We start from the raw sequence: 12,140 nt of genomic DNA on the forward strand, positions 1-12,140 counted from the left end.
CTCTTACTTACGTTGGTCGTCCACCGTTACGCCCTGCGGCGGGGTAAAGGTGAATTTCGATGCATCGACAGCGCCATTTTGCTGTGATTTGAGCTGATAGCTGCTGCGCTGATCGTCTTGCTCAACTGCACCGAACTGATTAATGGTCCCGTTGCTGCTCACGTTGATGGTGAACTGTTTCAGGTTACCGTTGTTGCCTTTTGGCGTCAGAACAAACTCGTCACCGGTCTGCTTGATATTGTACTGCTGCCAGTCGCTGGCCTGGTTACGGGCAATCAGCATGAACGGCGTGTTGCCCGTGGCGTCTTTCAGCCAGGTCGCGGTAGCCTGCTCAACAAACGGGTTATAGAACCACAGCGTTTTGCCGTCAGACACAAGGATGCTTTCATCCGGCTGTGTCATATGCCAGTTGAACAGATTAGGGCGTTTTACCCATAAATCTCCCTGGCCTTCCTGCACCGCGTTGCCGCTGCCGTCTGTGACTTTTTGGGTAAAGCTGGCGTGGAAGCTGCTCACTTTATCCAGGCGGCTTTTAAGGTCGCTGGCGGCATCAGCCCAGACGCTGCTGGCAACAAAACTGGTAAGTAATGCACAGGCGATTGCGATTTTTTTCATTCTTATTCCTTAAAATACGTCGTCCCGAAGCGGGTTCCGTTTCTATTCTGGACCTGCCCGCAGGCAGGTGACAGAAGAATATGCTTAATTTTGACTGATTTACCCTTCTTTGCAATCTCGAAGGATCATTCAAACGGCGGTGGAGCCAGCACCTCACGGTTACCATTATGCCCCTGCTCGCTGACAATCCCCTGCGCTTCCATCTGCTCGATGATGCGCGCCGCGCGGTTGTAGCCGATACGGAACTGACGCTGCACGCCGGAAATAGAGGCCTTGCGTTTTTCGGTGACGAAATTAACCGCCTGATCGAATAACGGATCCAGCTCCTCGCCGCCGTCAAACCCGCCACCGCCGCCTTCGCTTTCGGTGTCGTTGGTAATGCCATCCACGTATTGCGGACGACCGCGGGCCTTCCAGTCCTGAACAACCGCGTGCACTTCCTGATCGCGGACAAATGCGCCGTGTACGCGCACCGGAGAGGTCGAGTTCGGGCCGGAGTACAGCATGTCACCCATACCCAGCAATGACTCTGCGCCGCCCTGATCGAGGATGGTACGCGAGTCAATTTTACTGGAGACGGTAAACGCAATACGGGTCGGGATGTTCGCTTTGATAAGCCCGGTAATAACGTCAACGGACGGACGCTGGGTCGCCAGAACGAGGTGAATACCGGCCGCACGCGCTTTCTGCGCCAGGCGAGCAATCAGCTCTTCGACTTTCTTACCCACGGTCATCATCAGATCGGCGAACTCGTCCACCAGCACCACGATGTAAGGCAGTTTTTCCAGTACAGGATGCTGCGCATCCATGCTGTCACCCGGCTTCCAGTAAGGGTCCGGGATCGGACGGCCCATGCGTGCCGCCTCGGCAATTTTCTCGTTATAGCCCGCCAGATTACGCACGCCCAGCGCCGACATCAGTTTGTAGCGACGTTCCATCTCATTGACGCTCCAGCGCAGCGCGTTAGCAGCATCTTTCATGTCGGTCACAACTTCGGTCAGCAGATGCGGAATACCTTCGTAGACGGAGAGTTCCAGCATTTTCGGGTCGATCATAATGAAGCGCACGTCTTCCGGCTGTGCTTTGTAAAGCATGCTCAGGATCATGGCGTTCACACCGACGGATTTACCGGAACCGGTGGTACCCGCTACCAGCAGGTGCGGCATTTTCGCCAGATCGGCGACCACCGGGTCGCCCGCGATATCTTTGCCCAGCACCACGGTCAGCGGGGATGGGTTGTCACGGAACTTGGTGTTATCCAGCACTTCGCGCAGGTAAACGGTCTGGCGCTTTTTATTCGGCAGTTCAAGCCCGACGTACGGCTTGCCTGGGATCACTTCAACCACACGCACCGCAACCGTCGACAGCGAACGCGCCAGGTCACGGGACAGGTTTGAAATCCGTGCCGCCTTAACGCCCGGGGCCAAATTCAGCTCGAAGCGGGTGATCACCGGACCCGGTGAGTAGTTCACCACATCGGCCTTGATGCGGAAGTCCGCGAGGCGAGCTTCCACCAGACGGGCCATCTGCTCCAGCGCAAAAGTATCGACAGGCTCGACTTCTGCCGGTGGCGGCGTTAACAGATCCAGAGACGGCAGCGGCGTGCTCGGACGCTGCAGCGGACGGCTGTCGCCGTTACGCATCAGCAGCGGATGAATAAGGCTCTCCTGCGGCTGTGCCGGTGGCTGCTGGAACTGCGGCTGCTGCGGCTGCGCATAAGCCTGTGGAGCCGGCTGCTGCGGCTGGGCATAAGTCTGCGGAGCCGGCTGCTGCGGCTGCGAATAAGCCTGTGGAGCCGGTTGCTGACGAACGGGTTCCGCTTCCGGCATGACGCTCGGCGTAAACAGCGGTTCGCTCGGGCCATCATCCACCAGATCTTTCATCGGCGAGAATTCGAAATCCGACAGCGAGAACGGATTTGCGCCAGACGGCTGCTCACCGGAGTAGCGCTGCTGCTGCGTGGCCGCAAACTGACGTGCTAATTCTGCCTCTGCGGCATCATCATCGTCTTCGGTAGTCTGCACATCGTGCTGATACTCATCACCGTAACGCTGATTCTGCTGTGCGGCGAACTGGCGAGCCAGCTCATCCTGATGCAGCTCATCGCCATCATCTTCGTAGTCAGCCTCGCGCGCTTTCTCTTCCGCCATGCGCTGAGAAGGCAGCTTGATACCGTAGGAGGCCAGCTCGCGGCGAGTAGGTACGCGCACGCGGTTAGGGCGAGGCAGCTGTGGACCAATGCCCTCTTTTACCTGAGGACGCGGTGCGCCTCCGGCCAGGCCAAATACCGGTGCCGCTGCGGCGGCGGCAGCCGTCGCCTGTTTAACGCTTTCAGCCACTGGCGCAACGGCTGGCGTTGGGTCGACCGGTGGTACGGAAACAGACGGTGCAGGTGATGACGTTGGCTGCGCCGGTTCCGGCACAGGTTGATACCAGGCCGCCAGCTGCTCGCGTTCGCGGGCGCGGCGCTCTTCAACCTCTTCAAAGTAATACATTGGCGGACGAGACGGTTTCGCCTCTTCCACTGGTTCCGGTTCTGGCGCAGGAGCGACATACAGCTGCACGGGTTCAACCGGCTCAGGCGCAGCATACGGCTGGGCAGGTTCAACCGGCTCAGGCGCAGGTTCATGATACGGCTGGGCCACCGGCTGCTCGTAGTGCGGATACTCTTGCGGAGCGTAAGCAGGCTCTGGCTGATAAGGCTGCTGCCACGGCTCCTGCTGCACGGGCACATAGCTTTCCGGCTCCGGCGCAATAGTCGGTTCTGGCGTGTGGACACCCGGCGCGGTTTGCCAGGCAACCTGCGGCTGCTGAATCACAGAATCCGGCGCGGGTACAGCCGCGGACGGCATGACTGCATCAGCCGGTGCAGCATAAGCCTGCGCAGCGGTTGTCGCCGCGGCAGCAGCGGCAACCGGCTCCGTGACAGAGTGACCGCTCATAAGCGGATCGTACTCGTCATAATCGTCTGGCGTTGCGCGATGCCCTGAGAAAAGAACGTCATCCGGATCAACGGCGCTGCCCCCGGCGCGGTACTCAACCCGATCCTCTTCATCCATACGTTTGCCAGAGAAAAGCGCCGCATCCGTTTTACGGCCAAGCGGGTTGGCAAATTTTTCCGCTACGCGCTGACGACGCGCCAGCGCACCGCGCAGAATGCGTGCACGACGGGATTCACGACGTTCAACGGGTGCATCGTCATCCTCATAGTCATCTTCATATTCGTCTTCATCGACCCACGTATCATCGCGGCGGGTGCGGTTGCTGGCAAAAGTGAGAACCGTCAGGATAAAGCTGCCAATCTTCTCGGCGATGCTCACCCACGACCAGCCGGTGAACAGCGTCAAACCGGCGGCCCAGATACAAAGCAATGCCAGCGTGCCGCCGCTGCTGTGAAGCATCGGTTGCAAGGCGGAGCTTAACAGGCTGCCAATCACCCCGCCGGAAGCAAAGTACCAGATATCATCGGCGTTAATGGCCGCCAGACCACAGGAGGTCAGGATCAGCGCCAGCGCCCCTATCAGGCGCAGTGAAACCGCAAAATAGTCGATGTAGTCGTCGTTCTGACGGTGACGCCAGGCAAACCAGCATCCGCCAATAATAATGACGGGAATGGTGTACGCCATCACACCGAAAATGAAAAAGAGCGTGTCAGCAAGCCAGGCACCGGGAACGCCGCCTAAATTATGGATAGGCTCATGCCAGGCGGTTTGCGACCAGCTGGGATCGGAAGGATTGAAACTCAGTAACGCTGCCATCAGCCAGACGGCAAAAAGGGCAATAACAATCAGTAACGCCTCAAGGAGACGACGTCCGCTGCTTAGCTTCGATAGTGTGACTTCTTTGTCTTCAGTGTATTCCTGGCTCAAGAAAGGCTCTCCAGGTATCAGGCATATCCTGCCTGTTTGCTAAAACGGACAACAGCGCCGGGTATCCCCGGCACTGTTGCTGTATGGATTAACAGGAGTGTAATCAAACTACGCTGATAATGCACCTGTTCCGTGTTAGCGGGTCTTAATAACCAGACGATTACTCTGTTTGACCTCTTCCATCACCACGTAGGTACGGGTGTCGTTCACGCCTGGCAGACGCAGCAGGGTTTCACCCAGCAGCTTACGGTAGGCGGACATATCAGGCACACGGGTTTTCAACAGGTAGTCGAAATCACCGGAAACCAGGTGACACTCTTGAATCTCTTCAAGTTTTTGTACAGCGGAGTTAAATTGCTCAAACACATCCGGTGCGCCACGATTCAGAGTAATCTCAACAAATACCAGAAGTGAGGCATCCAGATAATGCGGGTTCAGCAGAGCCGTATAGCCCTGAATAAAACCCTGTCTTTCCAGTCGGCGCACACGCTCGAGGCACGGCGTCGGGGAAAGTCCCACACGTTTTGAAAGCTCGACGTTGGAAATACGCCCATCCTTTTGCAATTCATTAAGAATGTTACGATCGATACGGTCGAGATCTTTGCCAGGGCGCTTCTTGCTATCTACCATTATTATTGTCTCTCTGTATTCCTTCCCTACTCCTGCCTGGACCCTGTGCACATCACTGTTCAGAGCCTGTACCCGTTGTTTATCACATCGCCTGGTTATGTATTAGACGCGACGCAGATTCGGGTTCTGATGGTAAGAAAACCGTTGCCCGAAGGCCGTCACCGACATCACGTATGGCGTCTGTCCACGCCATGCGTAGATTTCACTGACCCGGTAAAAATGGCATTTACGTGCATGTCTATGCGACATGCAGTTAACGCGGTTTTTTTTCTTCCTTGAATGTTTTCGCAAAAGCGCAGGGGATTGTCAAAGCAAAACATCGATTTTTAGTACAACATGCCGGATATTCATTACGGCAGGGTATTAATCCTCATTTTATTGTCTTATAAACGAGCGGATTCACAGATGAAGCGTTATGTTATAGCGCCACTTCCATCGCTCGTGGCTATTGCACATATCGGTATCAAAACTGCTGTGCTCTTTTTTTACGGCAACAAATTCCCTACAATCCAGCCAAACGTCTGCCAACAACAATGGGGATCTCATGGGCACGGCTAAACACAGTAAGCTGCTAATCCTTGGCTCTGGACCTGCGGGATATACCGCGGCGGTCTACGCTGCACGCGCTAACCTGCAGCCGGTATTAATCACCGGCATGGAAAAAGGCGGTCAGTTGACCACCACGACCGAAGTCGAAAACTGGCCAGGCGACCCGAACGACCTGACCGGGCCGCTGCTGATGGAGCGTATGCACGAGCATGCGACCAAGTTCGAAACTGAAATTCTCTTCGACCATATCAACAAAGTCGATCTGCAGAACCGTCCGTTCCGCCTGACGGGCGACAGCGGCGAATACACCTGCGACGCGCTAATCATCGCGACCGGCGCATCTGCTCGCTACCTCGGCCTGCCGTCTGAAGAAGCGTTTAAAGGCCGCGGCGTGTCTGCCTGCGCAACCTGCGATGGTTTCTTCTATCGTAATCAAAAAGTGGCGGTCATTGGCGGTGGCAACACGGCGGTAGAAGAAGCGCTGTATCTGGCGAACATCGCCTCAGAGGTTCACCTGATCCACCGTCGTGAAACCTTCCGCGCGGAGAAGATCCTGATCAAACGTCTGATGGATAAAGTGGCGAGCGGCAACATCGTGCTGCACACCAACCGCACGCTGGAAGAGGTCACTGGCGATCAGATGGGCGTATCCGGCCTGCGTCTGCGCGATACCCAGAACGCGGATAACATCGAATCCCTGGACGTGGCGGGTCTGTTTGTGGCAATCGGTCACAGCCCAAACACCGGCATCTTCGAAGGTCAACTGGCGCTGGAAAACGGCTACATCAAGGTTCAGTCTGGTATTCACGGCAACGCGACCCAGACCAGCATCCCGGGCGTGTTCGCTGCAGGCGACGTGATGGACCATATTTACCGCCAGGCGATCACCTCTGCGGGCACCGGCTGCATGGCCGCGCTGGACGCCGAACGCTATCTGGACGGACTGGCTGAGCAGGCCAAATAATCTTTACAAGTCAGTAACAAACGTAAATAAAGGCGGCCACTGGTCGCCTTTATTTTGCCCCGCGTGTAACATGCTGGTGTCTAATTTCTTATAACGTCACCTGCAAAGTACGCAATGGAAAAAAACCGTCAACAAGAATTAACCCGCTGGCTAAAACAGCAAAGCGTTCTTTCCCGCCGCTGGCTTATGTTTTCCCGCGTTCTGGGGCTAATCAGCGGTCTGTTGATTGTTGCCCAGGCATGGCTGCTGGCCCGCATTCTCAACCATATGATCATGGAGAACATCCCGCGCGAAGCGCTGCTAATGCCGTTTGTCGTTCTGGTGCTGGTTTTTGTCCTGCGTGCATGGGTGGTCTGGCTGCGCGAGCGCGTCGGCTTCCACGCCGGGCAACAAATTCGCTATGCGATACGCCGTCAGGTGCTGGATCGCCTTCAGGAAGCTGGCCCAGCGTGGATCCAGGGTAAGCCTGCCGGAAGCTGGGCGACGCTGATCCTGGAGCAGATCGACGATATGCACGACTACTATGCCCGCTACCTTCCCCAGCTGGCGCTGGCTGTTTTCGTACCCTTGCTTATCGTTATCACGATATTCCCGATTAACTGGGTCGCGGCATTGATTCTGCTGGGCACCGCCCCGCTGATCCCGCTGTTCATGGCGATGGTCGGAATGGGCGCTGCGGATGCCAACCGCCGTAACTTCCTCGCACTGGGCCGTTTAAGCGGCCATTTCCTTGACCGCCTGCGCGGCATGGAAACGTTGCGCGTCTTTGGCCGGGGTGAAGCAGAAACCGAGAACATCCGTCTGGCCTCGCAGGATTTTCGCCAGCGCACCATGGAAGTGCTCCGTCTGGCGTTTCTTTCGTCTGGCGTGCTTGAGTTCTTTACCTCCCTGTCGATTGCCCTGGTGGCGGTTTACTTTGGCTTCTCCTATCTCGGTGCCCTGGATTTCGGCCATTACGGCACGGCGGTCACCCTTTCCGCCGGTTTCCTCGCCCTGATACTGGCACCGGAATTTTTCCAGCCGCTTCGCGATCTCGGCACCTTTTATCATGCAAAAGCGCAGGCGGTAGGCGCAGCCGATAGCCTGAAAACCTTCATGGAGACGCCGCTGGCGCATCCGGAGCGCGGTGAAATCACGCTGAATGCCAAAGAGCCGGTGACCATCGAAGCGCGTCAGTTTTGCGTCCTGTCCCCCGAGGGCAACGTTCTGGCAGGCCCGCTGGACTTTACTCTCCAGGCCGGGCAACGTGTGGTTCTGGTCGGGATCAGTGGTTCCGGGAAAAGCTCCCTGCTGAACGCCCTCGCCGGGTTTATGGCCTATACCGGCTCGCTGCAAATCAACAAAACCGAGCTGCGCGATCTGGACCCCGACGCCTGGCGCAAACAGCTGAGCTGGGTCGGTCAAAATCCGCAACTGCCTGCCTCTACGCTTCGCGAAAATGTGCTTCTGGCTCGCCCGGATGCCCGTGAAGATGAGCTGCAGTCGGTGCTGGATCGCGCCTGGGTCAGCGAGTTTCTGCCGCTGCTCCCGCAGGGCGTAGACACGGTGGTCGGCGATCAGTCCGCCGGGCTATCCGTTGGTCAGGCGCAGCGCATTGCGGTTGCCCGTGCGTTACTGAATCCCTGCCAGCTAATGCTGCTGGATGAACCTGCCGCCAGCCTGGATGCACACAGTGAACAGCGCGTGATGGCGGCCCTGAATGCCGCGTCCGTGCAGCAAACCACCCTGATGGTTACGCACCAGCTGGAAGGGATTGCCGAGTGGGATCAGATCTGGGTTATGGAAAACGGTCAGCTCGTGGAACAAGGCGATTACGCCTCTCTTGTTGCTTCGCAGGGGGCGTTTGCCACTCTGCTGGCGAACCGTCAGGAGGATATCTGATGCGCGCCCTGTTACCTTACCTCGCACTGTATAAACGCCACAAATGGATGCTGACGCTGGGGATAATCCTCGCCATCGTGACCCTGCTTGCCAGCATTGGTTTGCTCACACTGTCCGGCTGGTTCTTGTCTGCCTCCGCCGTCGCGGGTTTCGCTGGCTTATACAGTTTTAACTACATGCTTCCGGCGGCGGGCGTCCGTGGCACCGCCATTACCCGTACTGCCGGGCGTTACTTTGAGCGTCTGGTCAGCCACGATGCGACGTTCCGCGTGCTTCAGCACCTGCGTATCTACACCTTCAGCAAACTGCTGCCCCTCTCCCCTGCCGGGCTGGCCCGTTTTCGTCAGGGCGAACTGCTTAACCGCGTGGTGGCGGATGTCGATACGCTGGACCATCTGTACCTGCGGGTGATTTCCCCGATCGTCGGCGCGTTTGTGGTGATTGTGGTGGTCACACTGGGGCTGTGCGTTCTCGATGTTCCGATTGCCCTGACGCTCGGCGGGATCATGCTGCTGACGCTGATTGTCCTGCCGCCGCTGTTTTATCGTGCCGGTAAGTCCACTGGCGAAAACCTGACGCGCCTGCGTGGAGAGTACCGTCAGGAGCTGACCGCCTGGCTGCAGGGTCAGGCCGAACTCACCATCTTTGGTGCCAGCAAACGCTACCGCGCGCGCATGGAAAGCACCGAGCTGAACTGGCACGAAGCCCAGCGCCGCCAGTCAGAGCTGACCGCCTTCTCACAGGCTGTGATGATGTTAATCGGCGGCGTGGCGGTCATCGCTATGCTGTGGATGGCCTCGGGCGGCGTGGGCGGTAACACCCAGCCCGGCGCGCTGATTGCCCTCTTTGTGTTCTGTGCGCTGGCGGCTTTTGAAGCGCTTGCCCCGGTTACGGGGGCGTTTCAGCATCTCGGCCAGGTTATCGCCTCTGCCCTGCGCATTACGGAGATCGCTGAGCAGGATCCGCAGGTTACGTTCACCGCAGCGCAAACTGCCGTGCCCGACCAGGTTTCCCTGACGCTCAGCGATGTCACCTTCGCCTACGACAACCAGGCGCAGAATGCGCTGGAAGGCATTAACCTTTCGGTGAAGGCGGGCCAGCGTATTGCCATTCTTGGGCGTACCGGCTGCGGCAAATCGACCCTTTTACAGCTGTTAACGCGCGCCTGGGATCCGCAACAGGGTCACATTCAGCTTAACGCCACGCCGCTGGCCGACTTTAGCGAGCAGAGCTTACGTCGGACCGTCAGCGTCGTGCCACAGCGCGTACATCTGTTTAGCGCTACGCTTCGCGATAACCTGCTTCTGGCGGCCCCTCAGGCATCTGACGACGCGTTGCGTGCGATGCTGGAGCAGGTCGGGCTGCATAAACTGCTCGAAGACGAGGGGTTAAACAGCTGGCTCGGAGAAGGCGGACGTCAGCTCTCCGGCGGCGAGTTGCGCCGTCTGGCGATTGCACGCGCGCTGCTGCACGATGCGCCGCTGATGCTGCTCGATGAACCCACCGAGGGGCTGGATGCCACCACCGAGAGCCAAATTCTTGATTTACTGGCAAACGTCATGGAAGGCAAAACCGTGCTGATGGTCACCCACCGTCTGCGCGGCCTGGCGAGCTTTGATCGGATAATTGTGATGGACAACGGACACATTATTGAGCAAGGTAGTCACGCAGAATTGTTGGCGAAACAGGGTCGCTACTACCAGTTTAAACAACGTCTGTAGACTAATATTGTACCGATACTACTCGCGTACTGGAGTTTTGCTGTCATGCGCCTGGTCCAGCTTTCTCGTCATAATATTGCGTTCCCCTCCCCGGAGGGCGCGCTACGTGAGCCTAACGGGCTGCTGGCCCTGGGTGGCGATCTCAGCCCGGCGCGGCTGTTGATGGCGTACCAGCGCGGCATTTTCCCGTGGTTTTCCCCCGGCGATCCCATTTTATGGTGGTCGCCCGATCCCCGTGCCGTGCTGTGGCCCGCGCAGTTTCACCTGAGCCGCAGCATGAAACGTTTTCACGCCAGGTCAACCTGGCGCGTCACCCTGAACCACGCCTTTGGCCAGGTCATAGAAGGTTGCGCCGAAGATCGTCATGAAGGCACGTGGATCACGCGCGACATTATTACCGCTTACCATCAACTGCATGAGCTTGGCTATGCGCATTCAATCGAGGTCTGGAATGAGGGCGGCGAACTGATTGGCGGCATGTACGGCGTTGCTCAGGGCACGCTGTTCTGCGGTGAATCGATGTTCTCCCGCGCCGTAAACGCATCCAAAACGGCACTGCTGGTTTTTTGCGAGGAATTTGCCGGGCGCGGCGGAAAGCTAATGGATTGTCAGGTACTTAATGACCATACCGCCTCGCTGGGCGCGGTTGAAATCCCCCGTCGCCATTACATTGAACACCTGGATACCTGCCGCCAGGAGACGCTCCCGCGCGATTTTTGGCTACCCCGAACACTCTTTATGCCCGGAGCCTAAATGTTTTCCGCACATTTTTTATGAGGGTGTTATAATTACGCCGCAGAATAGGTTCTGCCTGTTGCCCCGCCGCCGTTTGGGACCCCCGCTTCAGATAACGTCCTGACGTTTATCCTGTTGTCTCCCCTTTACGAATGCGCTTCCTGTTCGGTTGTACCGTGACGCCTGGGCAATACGCTGAGACTGTTTTGCTGCGTTTTAAACGCGCAATTCTTTACTTAATTGATGAATTTCGGCATTATCTTGCCGGTTCAAAACTTGGTAGTGATACCCCAGAGGATTAGATGGCCAAAGAAGACAATATTGAAATGCAGGGTACCGTACTTGATACGTTGCCTAATACCATGTTTCGCGTAGAGCTGGAAAACGGTCACGTGGTAACTGCGCACATCTCCGGTAAAATGCGCAAAAACTACATCCGCATTTTAACGGGCGACAAAGTGACTGTTGAACTGACCCCGTACGACCTGAGCAAAGGCCGCATTGTCTTCCGTAGTCGCTAATCGTTTTCGCCTGTAATGGCAGATGAATATGAAATAAGGCCGGGTTTTCCCGGCCTTATTTTTTTACAGGGTTTTATCGGATATCTGGCAGCTTAAAACCACGGGATGGTTGCTGTGCCACTTAATCCGTAGGTGGAAAACGTCCCCGGAACGGGCGTATTGCCGATCTCACCATGGCGTATAAACAGACGGAACGTCTGCCCCGTGGACAGGCTGCGCAAAGTGAGCCACGGTAAATCGGTCTGCTGTTCGCTCATGCCCGGCAGCCGCAGCCGGGCCTCTTCCTCCGTCAGCCAGCCTTTTTTGACCGAACGACGCAGTAACCGCTCCGGGCTGCTTTTCACCTGCACGCGGCTCACGCAGCGCCAGCTCACTCCCGCCGGAATCGGGCGCACGTCCGAACAATGGCAATAGTCCGTCAGCCCTTTTCGCCACGCTGTCGACTCCAGCGCCTGCAGCGCGGGCGCACTGCCGTGCAGACGAAGGCAGGTGCCTGGCTTAAGGTTATGCAACGGAAAGCTCACGCCGATATCGCCCTTTCCCCGCGCGCCTAACGCCCGGTGAAGTTTGGCAAAGAGTGCCGCCATCAGCATCTCTTCATGAAACTCGGGATCGGGCCGTACGTGGATCTCAAGGTAGTGATCCATCATGACTC

General features: G+C 57.2%; 9 protein-coding genes. 5 read left to right on the forward strand and 4 right to left on the reverse strand.

All coding sequences use genetic code 11. The features are described from left to right. Positions 1-3: 3 nt before the first annotated feature. From lolA to lrp, 3 genes are all read right to left on the reverse strand, one after another. Positions 4-615 (reverse strand): outer membrane lipoprotein chaperone LolA, encoded by a 612-nt coding sequence (gene lolA / locus ACWKX3_RS08235; protein WP_006174426.1) that lies wholly within the window; start codon positions 613-615, stop codon positions 4-6. 125 nt (positions 616-740) lie between these two features. After that, a complete protein-coding gene (gene ftsK / locus ACWKX3_RS08240) occupies positions 741-4,484 on the reverse strand; it encodes a DNA translocase FtsK (protein WP_454541576.1) in 3,744 nt (1,247 codons plus the stop codon). A 135-nt stretch (positions 4,485-4,619) separates the two neighbouring features. After that, entirely contained in the window at positions 4,620-5,114 is a 495-nt protein-coding gene (lrp, locus tag ACWKX3_RS08245) for a leucine-responsive transcriptional regulator Lrp (RefSeq protein ID WP_002439523.1), read from the reverse strand. Positions 5,115-5,658: 544 nt separating this feature from the next. Between lrp and trxB the strand changes: the two genes are divergently transcribed. From trxB to infA, 5 genes are all read left to right on the forward strand, one after another. Then, a complete protein-coding gene (gene trxB, locus ACWKX3_RS08250) occupies positions 5,659-6,627 on the forward strand; it encodes a thioredoxin-disulfide reductase (protein WP_006174416.1) in 969 nt (322 codons plus the stop codon). Between the two features lie 114 nt (positions 6,628-6,741). Beyond that, the gene (cydD, locus tag ACWKX3_RS08255; RefSeq protein WP_454541577.1) at positions 6,742-8,508 is read left to right on the forward strand and encodes a heme ABC transporter permease/ATP-binding protein CydD; all 1,767 of its coding nucleotides are present in this window, start codon (positions 6,742-6,744) and stop codon (positions 8,506-8,508) included. After that, entirely contained in the window at positions 8,508-10,229 is a 1,722-nt protein-coding gene (gene cydC, locus ACWKX3_RS08260; RefSeq protein ID WP_088207576.1) for a heme ABC transporter ATP-binding protein/permease CydC, read from the forward strand. The genes cydD and cydC overlap by 1 nt, the downstream gene beginning before the upstream one ends. Positions 10,230-10,274: 45 nt before the next feature. Beyond that, complete coding sequence (aat, locus tag ACWKX3_RS08265; protein WP_337277785.1) at positions 10,275-10,982, forward strand: leucyl/phenylalanyl-tRNA--protein transferase; 708 nt, start codon at positions 10,275-10,277, stop codon at positions 10,980-10,982. A 284-nt stretch (positions 10,983-11,266) separates the two neighbouring features. Beyond that, positions 11,267-11,485, forward strand: a complete 219-nt coding sequence (gene infA, locus ACWKX3_RS08270; protein ID WP_002211347.1) for a translation initiation factor IF-1 — start codon at positions 11,267-11,269, stop codon at positions 11,483-11,485. A gap of 92 nt (positions 11,486-11,577) precedes the next feature. On the opposite strand, the gene cas6f is transcribed toward infA, so the two are convergent. Next, positions 11,578-12,132 carry a type I-F CRISPR-associated endoribonuclease Cas6/Csy4 gene (gene cas6f / locus ACWKX3_RS08275; protein WP_042319429.1) on the reverse strand — a complete coding sequence of 185 codons (555 nt, stop codon included), beginning with the start codon at positions 12,130-12,132 and terminating at the stop codon, positions 11,578-11,580. Positions 12,133-12,140 lie beyond the last annotated feature (8 nt).

This window comes from Enterobacter sp. UPMP2052, assembly GCF_053709675.1.